The sequence below is a fragment of the Ruegeria sp. PrR005 genome, from assembly GCF_010500245.1.
Classification (GTDB): Bacteria; Pseudomonadota; Alphaproteobacteria; order Rhodobacterales; family Rhodobacteraceae; genus Ruegeria_B; species Ruegeria_B marisflavi.
The window spans coordinates 57,736-82,833 of record NZ_JAAGOX010000004.1 but is presented as its reverse complement, the minus strand read 5'-3'; the positions used below and the strand labels follow the sequence as shown (position 1 = coordinate 82,833).

At 65.1% G+C, this 25,098-nt stretch carries 27 protein-coding genes; 13 read left to right on the top strand and 14 right to left on the bottom strand.

Going from position 1 to position 25,098, the window contains the following annotated elements:
* Positions 1-8: 8 nt before the first annotated feature.
* Positions 9-293, bottom strand: coding sequence for a DUF1330 domain-containing protein (locus tag G0P99_RS03235; protein WP_164127661.1), 285 nt, complete (start codon positions 291-293; stop codon positions 9-11).
* Between the two features lie 253 nt (positions 294-546).
* Complete coding sequence (locus G0P99_RS03230) at positions 547-1,806, bottom strand: DEAD/DEAH box helicase (protein WP_370462688.1); 1,260 nt, start codon at positions 1,804-1,806, stop codon at positions 547-549.
* Positions 1,807-2,143: 337 nt separating this feature from the next.
* On the opposite strand from G0P99_RS03230, the gene G0P99_RS03225 reads away from it, so the two are divergent.
* Positions 2,144-2,557 (top strand): Fur family transcriptional regulator, encoded by a 414-nt coding sequence (locus tag G0P99_RS03225; protein ID WP_164127660.1) that lies wholly within the window; start codon positions 2,144-2,146, stop codon positions 2,555-2,557.
* 98 nt (positions 2,558-2,655) lie between these two features.
* Here the strand turns inward: G0P99_RS03225 and G0P99_RS03220 are convergent, their stop codons facing one another.
* On the bottom strand, positions 2,656-2,982 hold the full coding sequence (locus G0P99_RS03220) for a hypothetical protein (protein ID WP_164127658.1): 327 nt from the start codon (positions 2,980-2,982) through the stop codon (positions 2,656-2,658).
* A gap of 150 nt (positions 2,983-3,132) precedes the next feature.
* On the opposite strand from G0P99_RS03220, the gene G0P99_RS03215 reads away from it, so the two are divergent.
* The 3 genes from G0P99_RS03215 (at position 3,133) to eno (ending at position 6,014) form a co-directional block, all read left to right on the top strand.
* Entirely contained in the window at positions 3,133-3,537 is a 405-nt protein-coding gene (locus tag G0P99_RS03215) for an ACT domain-containing protein (protein WP_164127656.1), read from the top strand.
* Positions 3,538-3,678: 141 nt separating this feature from the next.
* A complete protein-coding gene (locus G0P99_RS03210; protein ID WP_164127654.1) occupies positions 3,679-4,590 on the top strand; it encodes a DMT family transporter in 912 nt (303 codons plus the stop codon).
* 146 nt (positions 4,591-4,736) lie between these two features.
* Positions 4,737-6,014 carry a phosphopyruvate hydratase gene (gene eno / locus G0P99_RS03205; RefSeq protein ID WP_164127652.1) on the top strand — a complete coding sequence of 426 codons (1,278 nt, stop codon included), beginning with the start codon at positions 4,737-4,739 and terminating at the stop codon, positions 6,012-6,014.
* A gap of 129 nt (positions 6,015-6,143) precedes the next feature.
* Here eno and G0P99_RS03200 read toward each other — a convergent pair whose 3' ends face one another.
* Positions 6,144-6,440, bottom strand: a complete 297-nt coding sequence (locus G0P99_RS03200) for an antibiotic biosynthesis monooxygenase (RefSeq protein ID WP_164127650.1) — start codon at positions 6,438-6,440, stop codon at positions 6,144-6,146.
* A 107-nt stretch (positions 6,441-6,547) separates the two neighbouring features.
* On the opposite strand from G0P99_RS03200, the gene G0P99_RS03195 reads away from it, so the two are divergent.
* Positions 6,548-7,237: a haloacid dehalogenase type II gene (locus tag G0P99_RS03195; RefSeq protein WP_164127648.1), complete on the top strand. Its 690-nt coding sequence runs from the start codon at positions 6,548-6,550 to the stop codon at positions 7,235-7,237.
* Between the two features lie 15 nt (positions 7,238-7,252).
* Here the strand turns inward: G0P99_RS03195 and G0P99_RS03190 are convergent, their stop codons facing one another.
* The 4 genes from G0P99_RS03190 to mazG all read right to left on the bottom strand — a co-directional run bounded on the left by G0P99_RS03190 (position 7,253) and on the right by mazG (position 10,097).
* Positions 7,253-7,702 carry a GNAT family N-acetyltransferase gene (locus tag G0P99_RS03190; protein ID WP_164127646.1) on the bottom strand — a complete coding sequence of 150 codons (450 nt, stop codon included), beginning with the start codon at positions 7,700-7,702 and terminating at the stop codon, positions 7,253-7,255.
* A complete protein-coding gene (locus G0P99_RS03185) occupies positions 7,699-8,211 on the bottom strand; it encodes a GrpB family protein (protein ID WP_164127644.1) in 513 nt (170 codons plus the stop codon). The genes G0P99_RS03190 and G0P99_RS03185 overlap by 4 nt, the downstream gene beginning before the upstream one ends.
* Entirely contained in the window at positions 8,208-9,149 is a 942-nt protein-coding gene (locus G0P99_RS03180) for a nucleoside hydrolase (protein ID WP_164127642.1), read from the bottom strand. Before G0P99_RS03180 ends, G0P99_RS03185 begins: the two co-directional genes overlap by 4 nt.
* A 126-nt stretch (positions 9,150-9,275) precedes the next feature.
* Complete coding sequence (mazG, locus tag G0P99_RS03175; protein WP_164127640.1) at positions 9,276-10,097, bottom strand: nucleoside triphosphate pyrophosphohydrolase; 822 nt, start codon at positions 10,095-10,097, stop codon at positions 9,276-9,278.
* 66 nt (positions 10,098-10,163) lie between these two features.
* Between mazG and G0P99_RS03170 the strand changes: the two genes are divergently transcribed.
* From G0P99_RS03170 to G0P99_RS03155, 4 genes are read left to right on the top strand one after another with little or no spacing between them, the layout of a single operon-like run.
* Positions 10,164-11,327 carry a M20 aminoacylase family protein gene (locus tag G0P99_RS03170; RefSeq protein WP_164127637.1) on the top strand — a complete coding sequence of 388 codons (1,164 nt, stop codon included), beginning with the start codon at positions 10,164-10,166 and terminating at the stop codon, positions 11,325-11,327.
* A gap of 51 nt (positions 11,328-11,378) precedes the next feature.
* Positions 11,379-12,341, top strand: a complete 963-nt coding sequence (gene speB / locus G0P99_RS03165) for an agmatinase (protein WP_164127635.1) — start codon at positions 11,379-11,381, stop codon at positions 12,339-12,341.
* Positions 12,338-13,285: an agmatinase gene (speB, locus tag G0P99_RS03160; protein ID WP_164127633.1), complete on the top strand. Its 948-nt coding sequence runs from the start codon at positions 12,338-12,340 to the stop codon at positions 13,283-13,285. Before speB (G0P99_RS03165) ends, speB (G0P99_RS03160) begins: the two co-directional genes overlap by 4 nt.
* Positions 13,286-13,294: 9 nt before the next feature.
* Positions 13,295-13,693, top strand: a complete 399-nt coding sequence (locus G0P99_RS03155) for a DUF1499 domain-containing protein (protein WP_203582953.1) — start codon at positions 13,295-13,297, stop codon at positions 13,691-13,693.
* Here the strand turns inward: G0P99_RS03155 and G0P99_RS03150 are convergent.
* Positions 13,634-13,927, bottom strand: coding sequence for a hypothetical protein (locus G0P99_RS03150; RefSeq protein ID WP_164127629.1), 294 nt, complete (start codon positions 13,925-13,927; stop codon positions 13,634-13,636). The genes G0P99_RS03155 and G0P99_RS03150 overlap by 60 nt on opposite strands.
* A gap of 62 nt (positions 13,928-13,989) precedes the next feature.
* Here G0P99_RS03150 and prfA point away from each other — a divergent pair, with 62 nt between their 5' ends.
* The 4 genes from prfA (at position 13,990) to G0P99_RS03130 (ending at position 18,498) form a co-directional block, all read left to right on the top strand.
* Positions 13,990-15,045, top strand: coding sequence for a peptide chain release factor 1 (gene prfA, locus G0P99_RS03145; RefSeq protein ID WP_164127627.1), 1,056 nt, complete (start codon positions 13,990-13,992; stop codon positions 15,043-15,045).
* The gene (gene prmC, locus G0P99_RS03140) at positions 15,042-15,884 is read left to right on the top strand and encodes a peptide chain release factor N(5)-glutamine methyltransferase (protein ID WP_164127625.1); all 843 of its coding nucleotides are present in this window, start codon (positions 15,042-15,044) and stop codon (positions 15,882-15,884) included. The genes prfA and prmC overlap by 4 nt, the downstream gene beginning before the upstream one ends.
* A gap of 234 nt (positions 15,885-16,118) precedes the next feature.
* On the top strand, positions 16,119-16,751 hold the full coding sequence (locus G0P99_RS03135; RefSeq protein WP_164127623.1) for a DUF4167 domain-containing protein: 633 nt from the start codon (positions 16,119-16,121) through the stop codon (positions 16,749-16,751).
* A 172-nt stretch (positions 16,752-16,923) separates the two neighbouring features.
* Positions 16,924-18,498, top strand: coding sequence for a trimethylamine methyltransferase family protein (locus G0P99_RS03130; protein ID WP_164127621.1), 1,575 nt, complete (start codon positions 16,924-16,926; stop codon positions 18,496-18,498).
* Between the two features lie 86 nt (positions 18,499-18,584).
* Here G0P99_RS03130 and rsmA read toward each other — a convergent pair whose 3' ends face one another.
* From rsmA to lptG, 5 genes are all read right to left on the bottom strand, one after another.
* Positions 18,585-19,424, bottom strand: a complete 840-nt coding sequence (gene rsmA / locus G0P99_RS03125; protein ID WP_164127619.1) for a 16S rRNA (adenine(1518)-N(6)/adenine(1519)-N(6))-dimethyltransferase RsmA — start codon at positions 19,422-19,424, stop codon at positions 18,585-18,587.
* Positions 19,425-19,508: 84 nt separating this feature from the next.
* Positions 19,509-20,468, bottom strand: coding sequence for a 4-hydroxythreonine-4-phosphate dehydrogenase PdxA (pdxA, locus tag G0P99_RS03120; protein WP_164127617.1), 960 nt, complete (start codon positions 20,466-20,468; stop codon positions 19,509-19,511).
* 3 nt (positions 20,469-20,471) lie between these two features.
* Positions 20,472-21,710, bottom strand: a complete 1,239-nt coding sequence (locus G0P99_RS03115) for a peptidylprolyl isomerase (protein ID WP_164127615.1) — start codon at positions 21,708-21,710, stop codon at positions 20,472-20,474.
* On the bottom strand, positions 21,695-23,842 hold the full coding sequence (locus G0P99_RS03110) for an LPS-assembly protein LptD (RefSeq protein ID WP_164127613.1): 2,148 nt from the start codon (positions 23,840-23,842) through the stop codon (positions 21,695-21,697). The genes G0P99_RS03115 and G0P99_RS03110 overlap by 16 nt, the downstream gene beginning before the upstream one ends.
* Positions 23,842-24,939: an LPS export ABC transporter permease LptG gene (lptG, locus tag G0P99_RS03105; protein ID WP_164127611.1), complete on the bottom strand. Its 1,098-nt coding sequence runs from the start codon at positions 24,937-24,939 to the stop codon at positions 23,842-23,844. The genes G0P99_RS03110 and lptG overlap by 1 nt, the downstream gene beginning before the upstream one ends.
* Positions 24,940-25,098 lie beyond the last annotated feature (159 nt).

Sequence of the window (25,098 nt, the reverse complement as noted above, 5' to 3'; positions counted from 1 at the left end):
GCCTGTTGTCAGACCCCTTCGATAACCCGCATGTCGCGCAAGACTCCAAGACGTGGAAGTATGTCTTGGTAGGCCGGACTTTCATACGCCTTTATCGCTGCCGCCGTGCTTTCGAACTCTATCACGATTGAGCGCTCGTTCAGCCCTGCTTCGAATGTTCTGACGGGCATCCCACGCGCGATGAATGTTCCTCCCATGGCCTCGATCGCCTCTTTGGCCGGGCCTGCATAAGCTGCGAGGTTCGCGGCCGTCGCGGGTTCTCTGTAGAAAACAACCAGGTATCCCTTTGGCATGCCGCTCCTCCATTTCTCGCAGTGGTGAGAGGATTGAAGTTCGCCGGACGATTGTCAACGAAGACACCAACGTCCTGCAATCTTCGGCGGCGGTGCCAGAGATCAGCTCCAGTGGGGCCGACTGCGTCGCCATTTGCTGTGCACAAAAGGGATCCTTGCCCTAATCCCCATCCTCTTGCCGAAAATATCCCGGGGGGTCCGGGGGGCAGCGCCCCCCGGCTTGTCGCCGCCGTCAGGCGGCGAAACATCCCTGTCAGGCCGCCTTGCGCGGTCCGCTGCGGCCCCGGCCGCCCCTGCGGCTGCGGCGTGCGTCGCCGGGTTTGCCGCCGCCGCCCCGTTGCGGGCCTTTCTTGGCGGCCGGCTTTGCGGGGTCTTCCATCGGCTGCCAGGGGCGCCCCGAGGCCACCGGGATCGCGGCCTTCATCACTTTCTGGATGGCCGCCAGTTCCTCCATCTCGTCCGGTGCACAGAAGGCGATGGCCGCGCCGTCCTTACCCGCCCGCGCGGTGCGGCCGATGCGGTGCACATAGGCGTCGGGCACATTGGGCAGTTCATAGTTGTAGACATGCTTCACGTCCGGGATATCCAGTCCGCGCGCGGCCACGTCGGTGGCCACGAGAACCCGGACCTCCGCCTCCTTGAAGGCGGCGATGGCGCGGTCGCGCTGGCCCTGGCTCTTGTTGCCATGTACGGCGGCGGTGGCGAAACCGGCTTTCTCCAGGGTCTTGGCCAGCTTCTCGCAGCCCCATTTGGTGCGGCCGAACACGATGGCGCGTTCGTCGCGGTGAGTGTCCAGAAGCTCGATCAGCAGATCTGTCTTGGCCGCCTTGGCAATGAAATGCACCACCTGTGTCACCTTGTCGGCGGCCTTGCCCGGGGGCGAGACCTCGATCCGGCGCGGGCTTTTCAGATAGCTTTGGGCGATCTCGTTCATCAGCTTGGGCATGGTGGCCGAGAACAGCATGGTCTGGCGTTCTTTCGGCAGCACCGCCGCGATTTTGCGCAGGGCATGGATGAAGCCCAGGTCAAGCATCTGGTCGGCCTCGTCCAGCACCAGGAAGGAGCAGCTGCCCAGATCGACGGCGCGGCGTTCCATCAGGTCCATCAGGCGGCCCGGGGTGGCGACCAGAATGTCGATGCCGCGTTCCAGGCGCTTGATCTGCGGGTTGATGGACACGCCACCGACCACAATCGCCACCTTGAGCGGGGTATCCTCGGTCAGCGCCTTGAGCGTTTCGGCGATCTGTTGTGCCAGTTCGCGGGTGGGGGCCAGCACCAGTCCGCGCACGGTGCCGCGCGCCGGTTTGCGGCCGACCTGGCCCAAGAGGGTGATCAGCGGCACGCCAAAGGCGGCGGTCTTGCCGGTGCCGGTCTGGGCAAGGCCCATCACGTCATGGCCGTTCAGTGCCTCGGGTATGGCGCGGGCCTGAATCGGGGTCGGTTCGGTGATGCCCATCTTGGACAGGCGGTTCACCAGGGCCGTGTCGAGACCCATCATATCAAAATCGCTCACAATAATCCTTTCGCACCGCACCCCTAATGGCACGGCGTCACGAGCGGGTCCGCGGAGCCTCGGATCCGGCAGCCTCATGCCCCGGACCGGTCCAGCGGTTTGCCCCATGCGTGAATGTGGGAACGGTTGCGCCTGTCCTGTCGAGGCCCTTCCTTGTTCGGGCCGGCGGGTTGTCCCCGCACGTCTTTTCATCTGCTCACGCGGCAGAGGACAATGGCGTTGGGCCCCATGTGGCGGCTTGGAGGGGAAAAGTCAACTGCCCGGTGGCAATCGCGGCTGGCCCTGTGGCGCAACAGCATGTAAACCCGATTCCCGAATACCGTGACAGGATACGCCCATGTCCAAACCCATCATCTCCCGTTGCGAGGCCAAGGGCCTGCGCATGACCGGCCAGCGCCGGACCATCGCGCAGGTGCTGGAGGAGAGCGAGGACCATCCGGATGTGGAAGAGCTGTATGCCCGCGCGTCCAGGATGGATTCGGGGATCTCGATCGCGACGGTCTATCGGACGGTCAAACTGTTCGAGGAGGCGGGCATTCTCGACCGGCTGGAATTCGGCGACGGGCGGGCGCGCTACGAGGATGCCGAGCGCGACCATCACGACCACCTGATCGACCTGAACTCGGGCGAGGTGATCGAGTTCTGCGATCCCGAGATCGAGGCGCTGCAAGAACGCATCGCGGCCAAGCTGGGATACCGGCTCAAGGGGCACAAGCTGGAGCTTTACGGCGTGCCGCTGCGCAAGGGATAAGGGGGGGGGCGCTGCCCCCGTCGCCCGTACCGGGCGACTCCCTCGGAGTATTTCGAACCAGAAAGAAGCAGGGGCCGTTGTCGGCGGGGTCTTTGGGCTCAGTTTTCGCGCTTTGCCTTGACCTGGCGCATGGCGCCGCCGGTGCTGGTGAGCCGCAGGCTCTCGCCATTGTCCAGAAGTTCGACATCGGCCTTGCTGAGCTTGCCTTTCCAGCCATGCTTGCTGCGTTCCAGGGTGGTGGTTTCGGGCGCGTTGCTGAGCCGGTCCCAGACCAGTTCGGTGCAATCGCCGTTGACGGCGAAGTCGCCATAGATGCCGTGTTCGCGGAACGCGTACTGGCCGTCGGACCAGGGGCAGGTATCGGCCGCCATTGCGGGGGTCGCGAGACCAAGGCAGAGGGTGGCAAGGGCAAGGGGGCGTTTCATGGCAATCTCCATTTTGCCGGGGCGGGAGGCGTCCTGTCATCAAGCTAGCGCAGGGGGGAAGGATCTCAAACTGTTCCGGCAGGAAGGCGCCGGGCGCTTTTCGATCCGGCCGATCCGGCCTAGGATCAGCAGCGCGAAAGGAGACCGGTGATGAGCGGAGAAACCGACCTCGTTATCCTGTTGCAGAGCCTGTCGGCCCGGCTGGCGGACGGGGTATACGTCTTTGTCACGCTGGAGGACGGCGTGGTTCCCGCCGGGCTGCGCCCTCGGATGATGTTTCGCGAGGCAGAGGGCACGACGCTGATCCTGTTGCGGACCGAGGCCGAAGAGCACGGGTTGGCGTTCGAATTTCCCTGCCGGATGATCACGCTGGAGGTGCATTCCTCGTTGGCGGCGGTGGGGTTCATCGCGCGGATCGCCACGGCACTGGCGCGTCACGGCATGGGGGTGAACCCGGTTTCGGGCTTCTATCACGATCATCTCTTTGTGCCCGAGGGGCGCGCGGCGGAGGCGCTGCGCATTCTGTCTGAGATCGCGCAGGGCAAGGCGGGGTAACGGACGTTCCATCACATAGCGCGATGGAGGGGGCCACGTCTTTTCATCGACAGGGAGGGATTCGCCCTTGCGGTGGCGCTGCGCTTGCGCTTTGGCTGCGGCCAACATCCGGCCCGCCGGGATTTGTCGAGGCGCATAGTCATGAACAATGTAAACGGTATCCTTCTGGTCGTCGCCGCCATGGCGGCCTTTTCGATCGAGGACATGTTCATCAAGCACCTGTCCGCCACGGTGCCGATCGGTCAGATCCTGCTGGTGCTGGGCGTGTTCTGCGGCGCCACCTTCCTGATCATGGCGGTGGCGACGCGGAAAAGGGTGTTCAGCCGGGCGGCCTGGTCGCCGCTTCTGCTGATCCGCGCCGCGACCGAGGCGGTGAGCGCGCTGACCTTTGCCACAGCTCTGTCGCTGGTCGATCTATCGACCGTCGCGGCGGTGTTTCAGGCGATGCCGCTGGTGGTGACGATGGGGGCGGCGCTGTTTCTGGGCGAGCAGGTGGGCTGGCGTCGGTGGAGCGCCATCACCGTTGGTTTCATTGGCGTTCTGATGATCATCCGCCCCGGCATGGCCGGGTTCCAGCCCGCGCAGCTGCTTGTGTTGGCTTCGGTTGTCAGCGTCGCGGCGCGCGACCTGATCACCCGGCGGATCGACGCGCATGTGGCCTCGGCCGTGGTGTCGTTCCAGGCCTATCTGGCGCTGATCTTTGGCGGCGCGGGAATACTGGTGCTGTCGGGGACCGCGCCGGTGCCGGTGGCGCCGGGGCATTGGGTCCCCTACGCGGGCGCGATCCTGTTCGGGGTTCTGGGCTATTACGGCATCGTCACCGCGATGCGGGTCGGCGAGGCCTCGGTAGTGACGCCGTTCCGGTATTCACGGTTGTTGTTCTCGATCCTTGCCGGGATGCTGGTGTTCGGCGAGCGGCCCGACTTGCTGACGTTGGCGGGTTCGGCGCTGATCATCGGGTCGGGGCTTTATACTTTCCTGCGCGAGCGGCGTCTGGCGCGCGCGATGGCGCAGGCCCGCGTTCCGGCGCGGCACGGTGCCGCTGTGGCGTGAACTGGCGCCGCCTGTTGGCGCAAACAATGAAATGTTAGCCCTAACCAGCGGTTTTTCTGCGTGTTAGCGGTAACGAGCGTGGTTTACTTTCACACGGCTGCTGGTATGAGGGCGGCAATCCAATTGCAGAGTCGGGGACCGATTTCATGAGCACCATCATCGACATTCACGCGCGCGAGATCCTGGACAGCCGGGGCAACCCGACCGTCGAGGTGGACGTGATCCTGGAAGACGGCACCATGGGCCGCGCCGCCGTGCCCTCGGGCGCGTCGACCGGGGCCTATGAGGCGGTCGAGCGCCGCGATGGCGACAAGAGCCGCTATATGGGCAAGGGCGTGCTGGAGGCGGTGGCCGCCGTCAATGGCGAGATTGCCGAGGAGCTGGTGGGTTTTGACGCGACCGAGCAGGTTGCCATCGACGCCGCGATGATCGAACTGGACGGGACCGAGAACAAGAGCCGCCTGGGCGCCAATGCGATCCTGGGCGTGTCGCTGGCGGTGGCCAAAGCGGCCGCCGATTTCACCACCCAGCCTCTGTTCCGCTATGTCGGCGGTACTTCGGCGCGGGTGTTGCCGGTGCCGATGATGAACATCATCAACGGCGGCGAACACGCCGATAACCCGATCGACATCCAGGAATTCATGATCATGCCGGTGGCGGCGGAAAACATCCGTGACGCGGTGCGTATGGGCGCCGAGGTGTTTCACACGCTGAAGAAGGAACTGTCGGCGGCGGGTCTGGCGACCGGTGTTGGGGACGAGGGCGGATTTGCTCCGAACCTGTCCAGCACCCGCGACGCGCTGGATTTCATCCTGAAGGCCATCGAGAAGGCGGGCTACAAGCCCGGAGACGAGATCCACCTGGCGCTGGATTGCGCTGCTACGGAATACTTCAAGGGCGGCAAATACGTGCTTGCCGGAGAAGGCAAAACCCTGTCGAGCGAAGAGAATGTGGATTATCTGGCGGCATTGGTGGCCGACTACCCGATCATCTCGATCGAGGACGGCATGGCCGAGGATGACTGGGCGGGCTGGAAGGCGCTGACCGACCGTCTGGGCGGCAAGGTGCAGCTGGTGGGCGACGATCTGTTCGTGACCAACCCGGCGCGTCTGGCCGAGGGGATCGCCAAGGGCTGTGCCAACTCGATGCTGGTCAAGGTCAACCAGATCGGGTCGCTGACCGAGACGCTGAAGGCGGTCGATATGGCGCATCGCGCGCGCTACACCAACGTGATGAGCCACCGGTCGGGCGAGACCGAGGATGCCACCATTGCCGATCTGGCTGTGGCGACCAATTGCGGTCAGATCAAGACCGGCTCGCTGGCGCGCTCGGACCGGTTGGCCAAGTACAACCAGTTGATCCGTATCGAGGAAGCGCTGGGGGAAGTGGCAGAATACGCCGGCCGTTCGATCCTGCGCGGCTGATCGGGCGCGGGCAGAAAATCTGAGATTTTCTGAGCACATTTTTTCACGAAAAAATGCGGGGGCGCTGCCCCCGCCGCCCTTTGGGCGGCTCCCCCGGAGTATTTCTGACCAGAAAGAAGCGCGACCCTTTCAGCCGGCCACGAAACTGTAGTGACGGATTGTCCGGGATTCGACCAGTTCGGCCTCGGCAGGGTCGATATGCGGGCTCTGATAATCTTCGCCGACAAAGGCCTTGAGCGCGTCGAGATCCCGCCAGATCATCACGAAACTGAAGTCGCGCGGAGTATCGGGGCGCGGCGCACCGGGCAGAACCTGGACGATTCCCTCGGTGCCTTTCATCAGCGGGATCGCGGTGCTGTGGAAGAATTCGGCGAACTCGGCTTCCTTGCCGGGTCGGGTCGTGACCTGAAAGATGCGCATGATCATGGCGATGTCCTCCTGTTTCGGGGCGGGACGGGTCCGTAACGCGGCATTGCAATCCGCCCGCCGCTATGCGCCCATTGTAGCACAGTGGGGGCAAGGGAGGCTGGGGCATGGTCGAGGCGCTGATTTTCGATGTGTTTGGGACATGCGTGGACTGGCGCACGTCTGTCGCGCGCGAGGTGGCGGCGGTTCTGCCCGAGGTCGATGCCGAGGCTTTTGCCACCGCCTGGCGGGCCGAGTACGATCCGGCGATGGCGCGTATCCGCGAGGGCGCGCGGGGCTATGTGCCGCTCGATGATCTGCATCTTGAGAACCTCGACACGGTGGCGCGGGCCTTTGGTGTCCGGGTGCCGGATCGTAGGGCGCTGAATGCCGCCTGGGAACGGCTGGATCCCTGGCAGGATGTTACCCAGGGATTGGCCGCGTTGAAGGCGCGCGCTATTATCGCGCCCTGTTCCAACGGTTCGATTGCGCTGATGACCCGGCTGGCGCGCTATGGCGGTTTGCCGTGGGATTGTATTCTGGGGGCCGATATTGCGCGGGACTACAAGCCGCGGCCAGAGGTCTATCTGGCTAGTTGCGCGGCCCTCAGGCTGGCGCCGGATCGGGTGATGATGGTGGCCGCCCATAACGACGACCTGTTCGCCGCGCGGCGGGCCGGGTTGAAGACTGGTTTTGTGCCGCGCCCGACGGAGCATGGCCCGGGCCAAAGCCGCGACCTGGGCGCCGAGAGCGACTGGGACATTGTCGCGGCGGATTTCAAGGACCTGGCGCGGCGGGTCGCGGCGCTGCAAGGCTAGGGGGATCCTGACGGATCAAAACAGGCGGGTCATCTGCACATGGGTTTCGCGTGGCACGAATCTGGCGCGGCCACAGAGCCGCTGCGCGGCTGCGTTGGCGCGGTCGACCTGGATGTGCAGCGCCTTCAACCCGGCCCCGGCCAGCGCCTTGGGCAGTGCATCGAGCACATCCGAGGCGATGCCGCGGCGGCGGATGGCGGGGCGGAGCCAGATCTCGTCCACCGATCCGATCATGCCGCCGCATTCGACCGACCAGCCGAAGGTCACGATGACATAGCCCAGCGGCGCGCGGGCGGGGCCGATCAGATAGGCGCAGCCATGCGGGATGCCCTCGAGCAGCGGCCCGATCGCGGCCCGACGGGCCGCCTCGGTTGTCTCGATCCCGGTTTCGGCATGGAAACCGGCCACCATGGCGGCGATCCGGTCCAGATCTTCGGGGCGGGCGAGGTGCAATGCGGTGGTCATGTGCGTTTCTCCAGCGCCCGGGTTTCGGTCTTTTCGATCCAATGCGCCTTGCAGCGGTCATAGCTGTCGCCACCGTCGGGATGCCGGGCGGCGCAGCGGGCGCGCACGGCCGTATAGGCGGCGCGCAGCGGGGCGTTGCGGGTCAGCGCATCGCGAAAGGCAAGTGCGCGGGCGATGGCCGGGGCAGCCTGGGGCAGGCAGCGGGCCAGGATGAGCATCGCGCCGGTCTCGGGGTCATCCAGACGCAGGCGGTGGCCCTCGGCCGGGCTGCGATCCTGCAACCGGTCATAGCCGAGGCCGCACAGAACCGGGCGGGCGGCGTCGCAGGTTTCGGGATCGGCGAACACCGCCAGCAGGTCCAGCACCGGGCGGGCCGGCAGGCCCGGCACGGCGGTAGAGCCTATATGGTGGATGGTGACGAGACCGCTCAGACCCGCGCCGCGCCAGCGGGCCGCCTCGGCCTGTGCCCGGGCGGGCCAGCTGGGATCGGGCGCGGCGAGCAGGCTCACAGCCGGGCCAGACGCTCTGTCAGAAGGTCGAAGAAGCCCTGGGCATCGATGTCGCCGATGAAGAGCGCGTTGGGCGCGCGGTCGGTGACCCGCCACCAGTCGGCGACGGTCATGCCGAGGGTCAGTTCAGAGCTGGTTTCGACCGTGACATTGATGTGACGGCCCGAGAAGAGATCGGGGCGCAGGATATAGGCGGTGACGCAGGGGTCGTGCAGGGGTGCGCCTTCGGAGCCGTACTTCTCCTTGTCGAAGCGTTCGAAGAAATCGGTCATCTGGGCGACCGCGATGCCGACTGGGGTGGCAAGCGCGCGGAAGGCATCGTTGCGCGCCTTGGTGACCAGCGCCTTGTGGGTGACATCGAGCGGCATCACCACGATTGGGGCGCCGGATCTGAACACGATATCAGCGGCTTCGGGGTCGACGTAAATGTTGAATTCGGCGGCGGGGGTGATGTTGCCCACCTCGAAATAGGCGCCGCCCATCAGCACGATCTCCTGCACGCGGGAGACGATGTCGGGGGCGCGCGTGAAAGCGGTGGCGATATTGGTGAGCGGGCCCAGCGGGCAGAGTGTCACTGTGCCCGGAGCATGGGCGCGCAGGGTGTCGATGATGAAATCGACGGCATGGGCGTCCCGGAGCGGCATCACCGGGTCGGGCAGGTCGGGGCCGTCGAGCCCGGTCTTGCCATGCACATGTTCGGCGGTGACCAGTTTGCGCCCGATGGGTGCGTCGCAGCCAGCGTAGACCGGAACATCGGGCCGCCCCGCCAGTTCGCAGACGATACGGGCGTTCTTTGCAGTCAGCGGCAGCGGCACGTTGCCGGCCACGGCGGCGATGCCCAGCACCTCGATCTCGTCGGGGCTGGCCAATGCCAGCAGGATGGCGACCGCGTCGTCCTGGCCGGGGTCGGTGTCGATGATGATCTTGCGGGGGGGCATGGGGGTCTCCGGTCGTGTCGGGGTCAGTGGTGACAGGTGCGGGGGCGTCTGTCCAGAGGGGGACAGGGGGGCGCTGCCCCCGCGCCTGACGGCGCTCCCCCGGAGTATTTGCAGCGAGATGAAGGGTCAGGGGCGGGCTTTTTCCGCGGCCTTGACCTGAGTCCAGAGCGCGTCCATCTCGTCCAATGTGCTCTCTTCGGGGGTCTTGCCGATTGCGGCCAGGCGGGCCTCGATCTGCGCGAAGCGGCGGGTGAACTTGGCGTTGGTGCGGCGCAGTGCGGCTTCGGGCTCGACGCCGAGATGGCGGCCGAGGTTGACGAGGACAAAGAGGAGATCGCCGAACTCGTCCTCGATCGCATCGGCATCGAGACTGTTGCGCGCCTCGACCAGTTCGCGGGTCTCTTCGGCGATCTTGTCGAGTACCGGGCCCACATCGCCCCAGTCGAAGCCCACGCGCGCGGCGCGTTTTTGCAGCTTGTAGGCGCGCAGGAGGGCGGGCAGGCCGAGGGCCACGCCGTCGAGCGCACCCTGCTGCGCCTTTTCTGCCCGTTCAGTGGCCTTGATCGTCTCCCAGTCGCGGGTCTGCTGTTCGGCGGACTTGTCGCGTGTCTCGTCGCCGAACACATGCGGGTGGCGGTCGACCATCTTGTCGGACATGGTGCGCACCACGTCCTGAAAGGTGAAATGCCCGGCCTCGGCGGCCATCTGGGCGTGAAACACCGATTGGAACAGCAGATCGCCCAACTCGCCCTTGAGTTCGTCCCAGGCACCGCGCTCGATCGCGTCGGCGACTTCATAGGCCTCTTCGATCGTGTAGGGGGCGATGGTGGCGAAGTCCTGTTCGATGTCCCACGGGCAGCCGGTTTCGGGATCGCGCAGGCGGCGCATGATCTCCAGCAGGCGCTCGATTCCGGCTGTCTGGTCGTGGATCAGCGTGTCATCGGGCATTGCGGCGGTCCTCGTTCCTGTGTCAGATGCATCCATCCCGCAGCAAGGCCCCGGAGTCCAGACCTCATGCCCGTCATCAACCGCATCGCCGATTTCGCAGCCGATATGGCCACGTGGCGCCATCATCTGCATACCATCCCCGAGCTGGAATTCGAGTGCCACCAGACTGCGGCCTTTGTCGCCGAGCGGCTGCGCGAATTCGGGGTGGACGAGCTGCACGAGGGGATTGCCAAGACCGGGATCGTGGCGATCATCAACGGGCAGGGCGATGGCCCCACCATCGGATTGCGGGCCGACATGGACGCGCTGCCGATTCCAGAGGAGACCGGGGTTGCCTATGCCTCGACCCATCCGGGCAAGATGCATGCTTGCGGCCATGACGGGCATACCACGATGCTGCTTGGCGCCGCGCGGTATCTGGCCGAGACGCGGAACTTCAGCGGCCGGGTGGCGCTGATTTTCCAGCCCGCCGAGGAAGAGGGCGGTGGTGCCGATGTGATGGTGCGCGAGGGCATCCTCGATCGGTTCGACATCGGCGAGGTCTATGCGTTGCACAATGCGCCGGGCCATGCCGAAGGCGCATTCTATACCACGCCCGGACCGCTGATGGCGGCGGTGGATTCGTTCGAGATCCATATCCAGGGGCGTGGCGGCCATGGCGCCATGCCGCATGAGACGATCGACCCGGTGATGGCGGCCTGCGGTATCGCACAGGCGATCCAGACCATCGTCAGCCGCAACCATTATGCGCTGGACGATCTGGTGGTCTCGGTCACCCAGATCCATACCGGCACCGTGAACAACGTCATTCCCGACACCGCCTATCTGAACGGCACCGTGCGGACCTTTGACCCGGCGGTGCAGCAGATGGTGATGCGCCGCATGAAGGAGATCGTGGCGGGGCAGGCGGCCTCTTATGGGGTGACGGCCGAGCTGGATTACCAGGTGGGCTATCCCGCCACCATCAACGACGCCGCCAAGACCGCGTTTGCCGTCGAGGTGGCGCGCGAGGTGTCGGGCGCGACCAATGTGGTGGCCGATGGCGGGCGCGAGATGGGGGCCGAGGATTTCAGCTATATGCTCGAAAAACGGCCTGGATCCTATCTGTTCATCGGCCAGGGCGAGGGTGCAGGGCTGCACCATCCGAAATACAATTTCAACGACGAGATCGCGCCGGTGGGGGCGTCCTTTTTTGCGAGGATCGTGGAGAAGGCACAGCCGGTGGCTTGACGTTGACGCGCGTCGCCAACCCGCCGGGAACCCAAGGAGGAGCAAGGAAAAGTGGCTCTAGAAGATGCGAAGAATGCGGTGGACGAGGCGTTCACCGTACCGGAACTCAAGGGATTGGCCTTTGAGAACACGTTTGGCGGGGCGGTGTCCTTCCTGCGCAGGCTTTATACAAAGAACCTGCAAGGCGTCGATGTCGCGGTGACGGGCGTGCCGTTCGACCAGGCGGTGACCAACCGGACCGGCACCCGGATGGGGCCGCGTGCCATCCGCGAGGCGAGCACGCTGCAATCCATGGACGAACCCTATGGCTGGCCGTTTGCGGCGCTGAGCGATCTGGCCATCGTCGACTATGGCGATCTGGCCTTTGACTATGCCGATGTGGCGGCCTTTCCGGACCGTCTGACCGACCATATCCGCACCATTCTGGCCGCGGATGTGCCGACCGTGGCGCTGGGGGGTGATCACTATATCAGCTTCCCGATCCTCAAGGCCTATGCCGAGAAATACGGGCCGATGTCGCTGGTACATTTCGATGCTCATTCCGATACCTGGGCCGATGACAACATGGAGCGGATCGACCACGGCACCATGTTCTACAAGGCGGTGAAGCTTGGGCTGGTGGATCCGGCGCGCTCGGTGCAGATCGGGATCCGCACCACCAACCCGGACACGATGGGGTTCAACATCATCGACGCGCGCGCGGTCGAGGAGCGCGGCCCGGCAGCGGTCGCCAGACAGGTGCGCGAGATCGTGGGTGATCATCCGGTCTATCTGACCTTTGACATCGACGCGCTGGACCCGGCCTATGCGCCTGGCACCGGCACGCCGGTCTGGGGCGGGCTCAGTTCCAGACAGGCCGCGATCATGCTGCGTGACCTGGGTGGGATCAACATCAAGGGCGGTGACGTGGTCGAGGTCTCGCCGCCCTATGACACCACCGGGGCCACCGCCATCGCAGGCGCGCATGTGGCGACGCAACTCATCTGTCTGCTGGGGTGGAACAAGCTGGTATGAGCGATTTCAACCAGCCCATCGGTGGCAACGATCTGGCCCGGTTTTCCGGGCCGAACACCTTCATGCGGCTGCCGCAGGCGCAGGCGCTGGGGGGGCTGGACGTGGCCATTCTGGGGGTGCCGATGGATATCGGCACCTCGTGGCGCTCGGGCACACGGTTCGGACCGAAACAGATCCGCGCCGAAAGCGCGATGATCCGGCCCTATAACATGTCGACCGGGGCGGCGCCCTTTGACAGTTTGCAGATTGCCGATATCGGCGATCTGGCGATCAACACGTTTTCGCTGGCCGACAGCCTGCGTATCATCAAGGAGAGCTATGACGCGATCCTGACCCATGACGTGATCCCGGTGGCGATGGGAGGCGATCACTCGATTACCCTGCCGATCCTGCGGGCGATTGCGGCCAAACATGGCCCCGTGGCGCTGGTGCATGTGGATGCCCATGCGGATGTGAATGACGAGATGTTTGGCGAGCGTGAGACACATGGCACCGTGTTCCGCCGTGCCTTTGAGGAAGGGTTGATCCAGCCCGACAAGACCTATCAGATCGGTATTCGCGGATCGGGTTATGCGGCCACCGATTTTACCGAGGCGCAGGGGTGGGGATTTCAGCATTTTCCGGCCTGGGAGCTGTGGCACCGCAGCCTGAAGCCATTGGGCGAGGAGATCCGCCGCGATATCGGGGACCGGCCGGTCTATGTGACCTATGATATCGACAGTCTCGATCCGGCCTATGCGCCCGGCACCGGCACGCCCGAGATCGGCGGGCTGACCACGCCACAGGCGCTGGAACTGATCCATGCGCTGAAGGGGCTGAATATCGTCGGCTGCGATCTGGTCGAGGTGTCGCCGCCCTATGATACCTCGGGCAACACGGCGCTGACGGCTGCGAATCTGCTCTATGAACTGATCTGCGTGCTGCCCGGCGTGCGGGCGCGCTGAGCGGTGCGGATGCTGGTCTGGTTCCTGATTGCGCTGGTCGTGCTGGGGCTTGTCTGGATCAGGCTTGCGCCCTCGGACCCGGCGCGCTGGCACCAGCGCCCGGCGGTGGCGGCGGACCGCGACATGAAGGGCGGTGTTCTGCGTGCCGTGGTGACCGGGCCGGAGGGGCTGGTGCGACTGGATGCGGTCGCGCGCGCCACGCCGCGCACGCGGGTGCTGGCCGGGTCGGTCGGGCAGGGCATGGTCACCTATGTCACCCGCAGCCGCGTGTTCGGCTTTCCCGACTACACCACGGCCTGGCAGGATGGTGATACGCTGCGGATCTGGGGGCGGCTCAGGTTCGGGCGCTCAGATCTTGGGGTAAACCGCGACCGTGTCGATCAGTGGCTTGCGGCGCTGGGGCACTAGGCCAGAGGACAGGCAGCCCTCGGACACCTCGCGCCACATCGGCACGTTCAGCGACATCTGGCATTGCGCCATGAACATGCGTCCGTCGACTTGCAGGCAGATGGTTTCGCCCAGTTCCACCCGGCTGCCGGATGTGTCGGTGCAATAGCAGTCGATGGTCTTGCCGCCGGGGCCGACAACATCGGCCAGAGCCGGCGACGCAAACATCAGGATCAGGGCGAGAATACGTGTCATGCGCCTAAGCTAGCACAGCCCAGCCCCTTGACCAAAGCCCCCGGATATCGGACACCGCCGCAATGATCCCAGAAGAACGCCTAGACCAGATTACCCAGCGCTTCCACTATCTGGAGGCGGCCATGGCCGATGGCGCCTCGGGCGGCGATATCGCGCGGCTGGCCAAGGAATATTCCGACCTGCGTCCGGTGGTCGAGCAGATTGCCGCCTGGCGGCAGCTCTGTTCCGATATGGCCGACGCAAAGGAGATGCTGTCGGACCCGGACATGAAGGCGCTGGCCGAGGAGGAGCTGCCGGTCTTGAAGGCGCGCCTGCCCGAGGCCGAACGCGCGCTGCAACTGGCGCTGTTGCCCAAGGACGAGGCCGACGCGCGGCCCGCGATGCTGGAAATCCGGCCCGGAACCGGGGGCGACGAGGCGGCGTTGTTCGCGGGCGATCTCTTGCGCATGTACCAGCGTCATGCCGAGGCGCGCGGCTGGAAGCTGGAGCTGATCGAGCTGCAAGAGACCGAGCTGGGCGGCATCAAGGAAGTGGTGGCGCGGATCAGCGGCGAGAATGTCTTTGCCCGGCTGAAATACGAGAGCGGCGTGCACCGGGTGCAGCGGGTACCCGAGACCGAGAGCGGCGGGCGCATCCATACCTCGGCGGCCACCGTGGCGGTGCTGCCCGAGGCGCAGGATGTCGATATCCAGATCGACCCGGGCGATATCCGCATCGACACGATGCGGTCGTCTGGTGCCGGCGGGCAGCACGTGAACACCACCGATTCGGCGGTACGGATCACCCACCTGCCCAGCGGCATCGTGGTGACCAGTTCCGAGAAGTCGCAGCACCGCAACCGTGAGATCGCGATGCAGGTGCTGAAAACCCGGCTTTACGACCTGGAACGCCAGCGGCTGGACAGCGAACGCTCGGCCAGCCGGTCGGCGCAGGTGGGGACGGGGGACCGGTCGGAACGGATCCGCACTTATAATTTCCCGCAGGGGCGGATGACCGATCACCGGATCAACCTGACGCTCTACAAGCTCGATGCGGTGATGCAGGGCGACCTGGACGAGGTGATCGACGCGCTGATCGCCGACGGGCAGGCGCGGATGCTGGCCGAGATGGGTCAATGAGCGGTCAGACCGCCGCCCAGGCCATGGTTGCGGCCACCGCCCGGCTGCGCGCCGCCGGTGTTCCCGATCCGGCCCGCGATGCCCGGCTGCTTCTGGCCCATGCCGCGCGGATCGAGGCCAGCCGCGTGACCCTGATCGCGCCCGAGGATCTGGCCCCGGATATTGCTGAGCGTTACGAACAGTTGATCGCCCTGCGGGCGGTCCGGGTGCCGGTGTCGCATCTGCTGGGCGAGCGCGAATTCTATGGCCGACGGTTCAAGGTCTCGGGCGAGGTGCTGGACCCGCGCCCCGAGACCGAGATCTTGATCGAGGTGGCGCTGAGCGCACCGTTTGAACGGGTGCTGGACCTGGGGACCGGGTCGGGCTGCATCCTGGTGACCCTCTTGGCCGAGCGGCCCGAGGCGACCGGGCTTGGTGTCGATCTGAGCGAAATGGCCTGCTTGCAGGCCAGCGCCAACGCGGTGCTGCACCGGGTGGCCGACCGGGCGAATGTGCGGACCTCGGACTGGTTCGAGCAGGTGGCCGGGCGGTTCGACCTGATCGTCTCGAACCCGCCCTATATCGCGCTGGCCGAGATGCCTGATCTGGCCCCCGAGGTGATCGACCACGAACCCAGAATGGCGCTGACCGATGGCGGCGATGGCTTGGGCGCCTATCGGCGGATCGCCGCCGGTGCGCCCGATTATCTGCGCCCCGGCGGGCGGCTGATGGTCGAGATCGGCCCGACACAGGCGTTGGCGGTGTCGCAACTCTTCGAAGCGGCGGGCCTTTCGGGCATCCAGGTGATTCCGGATCTGGACGCGCGCGACCGTGTCGTGACGGCAGTCTTGGTGGAATAACCCGGTCTGGTGCGGCGCAAATGTGCCAATCCTGATCGAAATACTGATATTTTTCGGCCAAACCTCTTGTCTGCGGCGGCTGAACGTGGTTACTCGGGATTGTCGCGGCATTTGATGCGCAGGATACAGTGCATCCCCGACAACACGCCCAAAAAGTCGATGACCCGGCAGCAAATTCCGCCAGCGGCATCGAGGGGTTCATCGGCAGAGACCAACAAGGCTGACGTTAACAATATGAGATCGTCCAAATCCCGTTCGCGGTCGAAAAACAACCGCAACCGGCCCACTGGCGGCAATGTCGTCAACCGCGTGTTCGATAGCTCCGGCCCCGAGGGCAAGGTGCGCGGCACGCCGCAGCAGATCATCGAGAAGTACAACCAGCTTGCCCGCGATGCGCAGCTGGCTAACGACCGGGTGGCTGCGGAGAACTTTCAACAGCATGCCGAGCACTATACCCGGCTGCTGAGCGAGGCGCAGCGCGAGACGGATGCACGCCGCGAAGAGCAGGAGCGGTTCAACCGTGAACGCCAGGCCGAACGCGATCGCGAGCGGGCAGACCGGCAGGAACGGGAGAGCGGCGCCCCCTCGGATCTGGCGGATGTACCGCAGCCGAGCGTCCTGGATTTGGGGGCGATTGATCATGCCGAAGATGACTCCGGACTGGTCGAAACGCCCGAGAGCCGGGGCGAAAGCAGCGTAAAGCGCGAAACCGCCGCGCCGCAAGAGGCTGCATCCGAACCCGAGGCAGCGCCCGAGCCCAAACCCAAGAAACCGCGACGCCCGCGCACCCGCAAGCCTGCGGCGGCAGCGGCGGAAGAACCGACCGACCCGCAGCCCGGCGGTGGCCCGGCCGAGGCGGCCGAGTAAACGGGTCCGATCCTGACACGACATGAACACCGCCCTTTTGGGCGGTGTTTTTTTGTGATCACGATGGAATTGACCGAATCTGCGGTTTGCGGCACCGTTTCCCTGCTCAAGTCGGCAGGCAGTGAGTCTAATCGGTGTGTGCCTTAACGCTCATTGGACTTGGGAAATCGTCATGGAATCCAAAACTGCCGCGCCCCGCCGCACCCGCCGCCGTACAAGCCCCGCACCGGACATCACCGCGCCGGATGCGTTTCACGCCTCGCCCGTGTCGCTGGCACAGACCCGGTTCGGGTTCCTGTCGGGCGACCAGATTTCTGATCTGCGCCGCCGCAGCCTCGATCTGTTGGCCGATTACGGCGTCGTGATAATCCATCCCCGCGCGCGCGCTGCCCTGCTGGCAGCGGGCGCCACGCCCGGGCGCGACGCCGACCGGCTGCGCTTTCCGCGTCAACTGGTCGAAGAGGCGATTGCCGAGGCGCCGCGCGACTTCGCGCTTGCGGGCAAGCGGCGCGCGCTTGACCTGGCCATTCCTCGGGTCGATGGCGGTTTCGTCATGCGCACGGGGACCGGCGCGCATGGCTATGTCGATCCGCGTGACACCAAGTACCGCAATCTGGACCTGAAAGCGGTGCGCGAGATGGCGGCCGTGGCCAGCGGGCTGAACCAGATCGGCTTCATCGCGCATCCTTTTGTGCATGGCGTGCCCGAAGTGACAGCCGACGTTCATTCCTTTGCCGAGATGGTGTCGCACACCGACAAGCATTGCTGGATGCAGCCCTATGGCAAGGAGAACATCGAGTTCCTGCTGAAGGTCGCCGCCGTCGCGGCCGGGGGCGAGGCGGCGCTGAAGGCGCATCCGATCACCTCGGTCATCACCTGTTCGTTCTCGCCGCTGGAATTCAAGTACATGGATACCGAGGTGATCCTTCAGGCGGGTGCGCTGGGACTGCCGCTGCATGCCTGTTCGCTGCCCTCGGCGGGCGGAACCGCGCCGCTCAGCAGCGCCGGGCTGGTATTGATGGCGGCGGCCGAGATCCTGTCGATGCTGACGGTCACGCATGTGCTGGCGCCGGGGACACCGGTGATTGCGGTACCGCTGATGTTCACACTGGACATGCGAACCGGTTCGGCGCTGCAATCCTGTCCGGAATCGATCCAGGCGGCGTCGATGGCGGTGCAGTTGATGAAACAGGGATTTGGCCTGCCGACGCATACCTATGGGTCGGGTTCGGATACGCCGGATGCCGACCACCAGTCGATGGCGGAACGGGCCTTGATCACGCAGACGGTGGCGCTATCGGGCGCCGATATCCTGGGCGGGGTCGGACAGCTGGAATGCGCGACCGTGTTCAGCCCGGTGCAGGCGGTCCTCGATGACGAGGTGGGCGCGATGGTGCGGCGCTTCATGCAACCGGCCGAGATCAGCGCCGAGGCGCTGAACTGGGAGGAAATGCTGAAGGTGCGGGCGGGCGGCCATTTCCTCGACAGTGGCCATACTCTGGCGCTCTGCCGGGATCAGCATCAGCCGGGCGTGTTCCTGAGGCAGAGGCGCGACGATTACGAGAAGTCGGGTCGACGCACCGCATTTGACGCGGCGCGCGACAAGGCGCTGTCGCTGATCGCGTCAGCGCCGGAACAGGGGGTTCTGGCCGAGGACCAGCGGCGCGAGATCGCCGATATCGTGGCGGCAGCCGACCGCTTCATCGTCGATGCCGTGCATCATGGCTCAGGGACGCAGGTGATCTGAACCCACCGTTTCCCGACCCGGGAAACGGACAGAAAATGTAACATTTTCTGTGACAGAATTTCGTGGAAATTCTGCCTTCGCCCGGTTCAGCGGTCCAGCTCTCTGGCGAGGGCGCAGAAGGCTTCGAGCGAGACCTGCTCAGCCCGTTCGGTTGGTGCGATGCCCGCGGCCGTCAGCCTGTCCTCGATATCGGGGGCCAGCCCCTTGAGCGCGGCGCGCAGCATCTTGCGCCGCTGGTTGAAGGCCGCCGCCACGACCCGGCTGAGTATGGCCGCGTTTGCGGGATACCGGGGTTCGGGCAGGGCGGTCAGGTGGACCACGGCGCTGGAGACTTTTGGCGGCGGCGTGAAAGCCTCGGGCGGCAGCGACAGGACGATCCGCGCCTCCGCCCGCCATTGCGCCAGGATCGCCAACCGGCCATAGGCCTTGGAGCCAGGCCGGGCGACGATGCGCTCGGCCACTTCGCGCTGGAACATCAGGGTCAGGCTCTGCCAGAAGGGCGGCCAGTCGGGCGGGGTCAGCCAGCGCACCAGCAGCTCGGTGCCGACGTTATAGGGCAGGTTGGCGGCGATCCGGATCGGCGGCGTCAGATAGGCCAGCGGGTCGATCTCTAGCGCGTCACCGTTGATCACCTTGAGGCGGCCCGGGTAGGCTTCGGCAATCTCGGACAGAGCAGGCAAGCAGCGCGGGTCCTTCTCGATCGCCAGGATCCGGCGTGCGCCTTCGGCCAGAAGCCCGCGTGTGAGGCCGCCGGGTCCGGGGCCAATTTCCAGCACGTCGCAATCGCTCAGATCACCCGCCTGGCGCGCGATTTTGGCAGTCAGGTTGAGGTCGAGCAGGAAGTTCTGGCCCAGCGACTTGCGGGCCGAGAGCTGGTGGGTGGCGATGACCTCGCGCAGTGGAGGCAGGGTGTCGATGGCGCTCATAGGTTCAGGATGTATGCGTTGCAGCAGGGGGAGCGCCAGAGGATTTCGTCTCCGGCGGGAGTTTTTGCAGCGAAATGAAGGGGGTCAGACCGAGTTTGCCATATCTCGCGCCATTTTCAGCGCCTCGATCAGGCTGGAGGGTTTGGCGATGCCCTGACCCGCGATGTCGAAGGCGGTGCCATGGTCGGGCGAGGTGCGGATGAACGGCAGGCCGAGGGTCACGTTGACGCCGCGGTCGAAGTCGAGCGTCTTGATCGGGATCAGCGCCTGGTCGTGATACATGCAGACGGCCGCGTCATAGCGCGCGCGGGCGGCGGCGTGGAACATGGTGTCGGCGGGATGCGGGCCGGTGAGGGTAAAATCGCCCTGGATCTCTTGCAGAAGCGGCGTGATCCAGTCGCGTTCCTCGTGGCCCATGGCACCGCCTTCGCCCGCGTGCGGGTTCAGCCCGGCGACCGCGATGCGGGGATGGGCGATGCCGAACTGGTCGCGCAGGCCGGTCGCTGTGATCTCGATGGTTTCGCGCAGGAGTGCAGGTGTCAGGGTGCGCGGCACCTCGGACAGGGCGATGTGGATGGTGGCGGGTACGACGCGCAACTGGTCGCTGGCCAGCATCATGACCACGCGGTCGCGATCCGCGAGTGCGGCGAGAAACTCGGTATGACCGGGATAGGCGAAGCCCGCACCGTCGATCAGCGCCTTCTTGTGGATGGGGGCGGTGCAAAGGGCCGAACAATCTCCCGACTGAACCAACGCCACGCCGCGTTCGATTGCGGCGATCACGCCCGCGGCATTGCGGGGATCCGGCTGGCCCGGAGTCGTTGGCGCGGCGAAGGGCAGCGACAGCACGGGCAGGGCTTCTGCCGCGGCCTGGACCGCTTCACCGGGGGTGTCGAGCAGGGCAACCGGCGTGGCCGGCGGCAGGTGGCCGGGATCGCCGATCCACACAAACGGGCAATCGGCGCGCAGTGCGCGCCACGCGGCCACGGCGATCTCGGGTCCGATCCCGGCAGGCTCGCCGCAGCTCAGCGCGATGGGGCGCACGCGTTATTCCTCGGTGATGATGGCATCGGCGCGCAGATGCTCGAGCAGGCTGTTTGCCAATGTCTCAAGCCGCTGCTGGGTCAAGGCGTTGGCCACATCCTCGCGCGAGGCGTCGCCGCCCAGATCCCGGGTCCGGTTGCAAAGCATCAGGAACATCAGTGTCTGGCCATTGTTCCGGGTCACCGAAATCGAGGTTTCGCCCGGGTCCAGCTTGGCCAGTTCCAGGGCAATGTCCTGCGGGATTTCGCCGGGCTTGGCGGTGACCCGATCGAGCACTTCGACCGGCTGCCCCTTGGCCACACCATAAAGGTCGTCGCAGGTATCGACGCGCTGTTGCAGCTCGGCTGCGGCCTTGAGCGTTTCAGGGCTGCGGCCACCGGCCATGGCATAGGCGGCGTATTCGATCGAGGCATAACGCGGGGTTCCGACCGGGGCCTCGCGCAGGCCGCGCATCTGGAACAGCGCAACCGCATTGGGCAGGGTGATCGGCGTCGAGACTTCGCCCGGGTCGAGCTCCAGGATGACCGGTTGCAGGGCGGGCGGGAGTTGCGCCAGCGGCAGCCAGGGCATCTGGCCGCCCTGCGCGCGGGTGTCGGCGGCGGAAAACTGTGTCGCGGCGGTGGCGAAGGCGTCGTAGCTTTTCAGTTCGGCGATCTGCGCGGCCAGGTCATCGACCTGATCCACCGTTTGCGGTGTGATCGGGATGATGATTTCCGACAGCAGCACCTGCAAGCCGCCGCCGCCGGAAAGGCCGAGCGCGCGGTTGATCTCGTCTTCGGTCGGGCGGGCCTGGGCCAGATAACGCGCGCTGATGTAGTCGCGCCAGGCCATCTGGTTGCGCACGAAGTCGCGCACGGTTTCAGCCGAAACCCCTTCGTTCTGCAATGCGGCCAGGAATTCATCGGTCGAGAGGCGGGCGCGGGAGGCAAAATCGTCAATGCCCTGCTGCACGTCCTCGGGCGGGACTTCGATGCCAGCCTCGCTCACCGCCTGCATCTTGAGCTTTTCCTCGATCAGGCTGCGGCGGGCGTCCTTTGCCGGGTCACCGGGGATTCGCAGCACTTCCATGAGGCGGACGCGCTGTTCCAGTTCGAAATGGGTGATGATGCCCTGATTTACCCGCACCGCCGGGCTGAACAGGCTTTGCGCCGCAATCGTGGTGGCCGACAGGCCAAGCGCCAGGACGGCACCGCCCAATAGCTGCGCCAGGGATCGGGACAGGTGGGTCAGGTTTTGCTGCATGTTCGCCTGTATTCTTTGTTTCCGCTCTCCACGGCAAAGCCGCTGAGGGCGATGGTAAATCCGAAATCGGTCGATGGCTCAACACTTGTCGACGATGTGTAGCGGCGATTGACCGAAATGTTAACCGATACGCATTCGTTCTGATAGATAAAGCCCACGCCTGCCCTTGTGGCCCGCGAGTCTTCAATATCGTAGCGGATGTTTGCGGAGGCGGTCCAGTTAGGGTTGACCTTGTAGGCGCCATCGAACCAGAATTCGGACACCGCGAGCGTGCGGTTCTCGGCCGGGTCGCGCCCCAGCCACAGGTAGGTGCCGCTGACATTGGTGCGATTGTCGCTCCAGCTGCCGCGCACCTCGACCTTGGAGAAGTTCAGCGATCCGTCCAAGAGGCCGCGCGCGGTCAGGCCCAACCCCTGTGGCAACAGCACCTGACCCGCGAGCAGCAGATCCGATGCGGTGCCGCCCAGACCGGAGGTTTTTGAAAATCGCGGGTCGGCGGTGCTGCGGAACACCTGGCCCACGGTTGCATAGGCCTGCCAGCCCTTGTTCGAGTAATGCGCCCAATTCAGGCCGAAGACGGCGCGCGTGCCTTCCTCGCGCTGGTCGGGGGCCGGAAAGCGGGACAGGGCCAGGAGGTTGCCCTGATCGTATTCGACGAAATTGCTTTCGTCATTCGGCAGGGCGGCGCCGGAGACGTCGGACCAGCCGATCTGGGCGATGGGTTCCAGATAGTGAGTGCCGCCAGCGCCCCGGTACACGGTCGGATAGCGCAGCGTCAGTGCTGCGCGCGGCGCGGTCCTGAGCGTGTCGCTGTTGTAATTGCTGTCGTTCCAGACCCGGTAATCGTCGACTGCAACACCCATCTTCCAGTCGGCGCGCAGGCCGCTGGCAAAGGTCCAGCTGCGCAGCCATTCCGCGTCGATGGTGGCGCGGGCGACATCGCGGCCGATCACGTCGGCGGTCGAGGTCCGCTGGTGGCCGTGGCCGTCGAAGGCCAGCCGCACCTCTCCTCCGATGGCGGTGGGGAAAAACCGCTTTTCGTAGTTGAGATCAAACACGTCCGAGGGGATCTCGTCCTCGTTTTCGCTGTCCCGCAGGGTTTCGTAATGGATGAACCCGATACGAAAGGCGGTGTCGCGCTTGACGCGGGTCAGTGCGATCTCGGTCTGCAGCCGGTCGTATTCGGGCAGGCCATAATCGGCAAGGTAGCCGTTGTCCGAAACGGTCTGGACCTCGAAGCTGAACTTGTAATCGTTGCGAAGGTCGAACTGCCCCCAGGCAAAGACATAGCCGCGGTCCTCTCCCGGGATCAGGTCGTCGCGGGTATAAGCGCCCTCGATCTCGATCCGGCCACGGCGGAACGCCTGGCGGTAGCGCAGATCGAGCGTTTTTGTCTTGGCCGAGATATATGGCGAGACGGTCAGGTCCTTGTTGTCGCCGAGGCGAAAGAAATAGGGCACCTTGATCCCGGTTCCCAGTTGCGACGTGGTGCGGATCGACGGAATCAGAAAGCCGGTGGCGCGCTTCAGGTTGGGATCGGGCAGACGGATCGCCGGGAAATAGAACACCGGCACATCGAGCACGCGGAACTGCGCGCCTTCGAAGTAAAGCTGCTGTTCCAGCTGGTCATGGATGACCTTTCGCGCCCGGATCTGCCAGAGCGGCGGCTTGCCATCGTCGCAGACATGGCAGGAGGTGACCGAGGTCTTGTAAAGCTGGGTGTAGCGGCCGCCGACCCGCGTCATCTGTAACGCGGCCAGTTGCAGCTGCTGATCGAATACCATCCGCGCCCCACGCAAGAGACCGTTTTGCAGCCCTTTGTCCATTTCGGCGGCATCGGCCAGAATCGTCGCCCGGCCGCCCTGGTCGATCCGGATCGGGCCTTCGATCTCCAGCTTGCCGGTCTGCCGGTCAAAGGTGATCTTTTGCGCGCGCAGGCGCATGTCCCCCTGGAACGCCTCGACATTGCCTTCGGCGATCAGCTGGCGTTCGGGCGTGATGAACACACGGTCGGCCACCAGCATGGCGGGCTGGGCCGTTTCCTGAGGATCCTCGGCCGTTTGCGCGAGCGCGGGGTTTGCCAGGTAGAGGCAGGCGACGCTGGCCAGCATGGCACGGAACAGGGAGCGCATCAGCCATCCTCCGCATGCAGCAGGAGGCCAAAGGTCAGCATGATTGCCGCGACCGGTGGCGCCCAGGCGGCCAGTGCCACCGGGATCTGGCCGTTCTCACCGAGGATCTGCGCGAAATTGCGCATGAAATAGAGAGAAAAGCCCAGTAGCACCGCTGTCAGCACCGCGACCCCAGTACCGCCGAACCGGGTGTGGCGCATGGTAAAGGCCGCACCCACCAGCACCATCGAGATCAGGAACAGGGGCCGGGCCAGTTCGACTTGCAGCCAGACCTGGTGGCGCCTGGTCGAAAACCCGGCCTGCTGCAACTCGTCGATGATCTTGGGCAGGTTGTAGATAGAGATCGTGTCACGGCGGCCAAGGGTGTCCTGTATCCGGTCCTGGGTGAGCGAGGTCGGAAGCTCGAACGTGTCGTGCCGGGTCGCGTTGACTTCGGGGTTCTGGCCGGTTTCCAGCGGCCAGACCTTGGCGTTGCTCAACATCCATCGGCCGGGTTCCAGCATCGCGCTGTCGGCCAGGATCCGGCGCACCGGCCGGCCATCGGGCGCATAGCTGAGGATGGTGACACGGAGCAGGGTCACGCCGTCGCCACCAAAGCCCTCGGCGTGAATCACCGACTGGCCCTGCGCATCGCCCTGGCGCAGCCATAGCCCCTCGCCACTGAGTGACAGCGCCGAAGGGCCGCCATTGCGATAGGTGTCGGCCAGGGTCTGGTAACGGACCGAGGTTGCGGCGACGATCGGATTGAGCATGGCGACCGCCAGCCCCCCGATGATCAACGACACCAGCACCGGACCCACCAGCACACGGATGCCGGACCGGCCGATGGCGCGGGTCACGACCAGTTCAGAACTGCGGGCAAGCCCGACGAAAAGGACGATGGTCGCCAGGATCATCAGCAAAGGCAGAATCTCGCTGATCCCGGCCGGGACGTTCAGCAGCGTCAGGCCCAGCATCTGGCCGAAACTGACATCGTGGCTTTCGAATCGACGCAATTGTTCGATCAGGTCGATCAGCATGACCAGCGCGACAAACACCGCGCCGATGATCACAAAGCTTTGCGTGAAACGCCGGGCAAAGTAACGATCCAGAATCATGCGCCGCCTTTCCTGCAAAGGCGATGCTTTGGATCATCGGGACCGGCAAAACAAGCCATGCCCACACAAACGTGGTACGCCGCTGCGGACAGCGAGACATGCCTTGTGTTTTCTGACACCGCGATCCCCCAGGAGCCTGTCATGCGATTTTTGTTGTGA

What these genes read in the sequence shown, in the direction of transcription:
- mazG (WP_164127640.1), bottom strand. Translation starts at nt 10,097, where the DNA reads ATGCCCGATGACACGCTGATCCACGACCAGACAGCCGGAATCGAGCGC.
- lptG (WP_164127611.1), bottom strand. Translation starts at nt 24,939, where the DNA reads ATGATTCTGGATCGTTACTTTGCCCGGCGTTTCACGCAAAGCTTTGTG.
- speB (WP_164127633.1), top strand. Translation starts at nt 12,338, where the DNA reads ATGAGCGATTTCAACCAGCCCATCGGTGGCAACGATCTGGCCCGGTTT.
- G0P99_RS03220 (WP_164127658.1), bottom strand. Translation starts at nt 2,982, where the DNA reads ATGAAACGCCCCCTTGCCCTTGCCACCCTCTGCCTTGGTCTCGCGACC.
- rsmA (WP_164127619.1), bottom strand. Translation starts at nt 19,424, where the DNA reads ATGAGCGCCATCGACACCCTGCCTCCACTGCGCGAGGTCATCGCCACC.
- G0P99_RS03200 (WP_164127650.1), bottom strand. Translation starts at nt 6,440, where the DNA reads ATGATCATGCGCATCTTTCAGGTCACGACCCGACCCGGCAAGGAAGCC.
- G0P99_RS03150 (WP_164127629.1), bottom strand. Translation starts at nt 13,927, where the DNA reads ATGACACGTATTCTCGCCCTGATCCTGATGTTTGCGTCGCCGGCTCTG.
- G0P99_RS03135 (WP_164127623.1), top strand. Translation starts at nt 16,119, where the DNA reads ATGAGATCGTCCAAATCCCGTTCGCGGTCGAAAAACAACCGCAACCGG.
- prmC (WP_164127625.1), top strand. Translation starts at nt 15,042, where the DNA reads ATGAGCGGTCAGACCGCCGCCCAGGCCATGGTTGCGGCCACCGCCCGG.
- G0P99_RS03210 (WP_164127654.1), top strand. Translation starts at nt 3,679, where the DNA reads ATGAACAATGTAAACGGTATCCTTCTGGTCGTCGCCGCCATGGCGGCC.
- eno (WP_164127652.1), top strand. Translation starts at nt 4,737, where the DNA reads ATGAGCACCATCATCGACATTCACGCGCGCGAGATCCTGGACAGCCGG.
- G0P99_RS03225 (WP_164127660.1), top strand. Translation starts at nt 2,144, where the DNA reads ATGTCCAAACCCATCATCTCCCGTTGCGAGGCCAAGGGCCTGCGCATG.
- G0P99_RS03180 (WP_164127642.1), bottom strand. Translation starts at nt 9,149, where the DNA reads ATGCCCCCCCGCAAGATCATCATCGACACCGACCCCGGCCAGGACGAC.
- G0P99_RS03235 (WP_164127661.1), bottom strand. Translation starts at nt 293, where the DNA reads ATGCCAAAGGGATACCTGGTTGTTTTCTACAGAGAACCCGCGACGGCC.
- G0P99_RS03130 (WP_164127621.1), top strand. Translation starts at nt 16,924, where the DNA reads ATGGAATCCAAAACTGCCGCGCCCCGCCGCACCCGCCGCCGTACAAGC.
- G0P99_RS03115 (WP_164127615.1), bottom strand. Translation starts at nt 21,710, where the DNA reads ATGCAGCAAAACCTGACCCACCTGTCCCGATCCCTGGCGCAGCTATTG.
- G0P99_RS03170 (WP_164127637.1), top strand. Translation starts at nt 10,164, where the DNA reads ATGCCCGTCATCAACCGCATCGCCGATTTCGCAGCCGATATGGCCACG.
- prfA (WP_164127627.1), top strand. Translation starts at nt 13,990, where the DNA reads ATGATCCCAGAAGAACGCCTAGACCAGATTACCCAGCGCTTCCACTAT.
- G0P99_RS03110 (WP_164127613.1), bottom strand. Translation starts at nt 23,842, where the DNA reads ATGCGCTCCCTGTTCCGTGCCATGCTGGCCAGCGTCGCCTGCCTCTAC.
- G0P99_RS03155 (WP_203582953.1), top strand. Translation starts at nt 13,295, where the DNA reads ATGCTGGTCTGGTTCCTGATTGCGCTGGTCGTGCTGGGGCTTGTCTGG.
- G0P99_RS03195 (WP_164127648.1), top strand. Translation starts at nt 6,548, where the DNA reads ATGGTCGAGGCGCTGATTTTCGATGTGTTTGGGACATGCGTGGACTGG.
- G0P99_RS03190 (WP_164127646.1), bottom strand. Translation starts at nt 7,702, where the DNA reads ATGACCACCGCATTGCACCTCGCCCGCCCCGAAGATCTGGACCGGATC.
- G0P99_RS03215 (WP_164127656.1), top strand. Translation starts at nt 3,133, where the DNA reads ATGAGCGGAGAAACCGACCTCGTTATCCTGTTGCAGAGCCTGTCGGCC.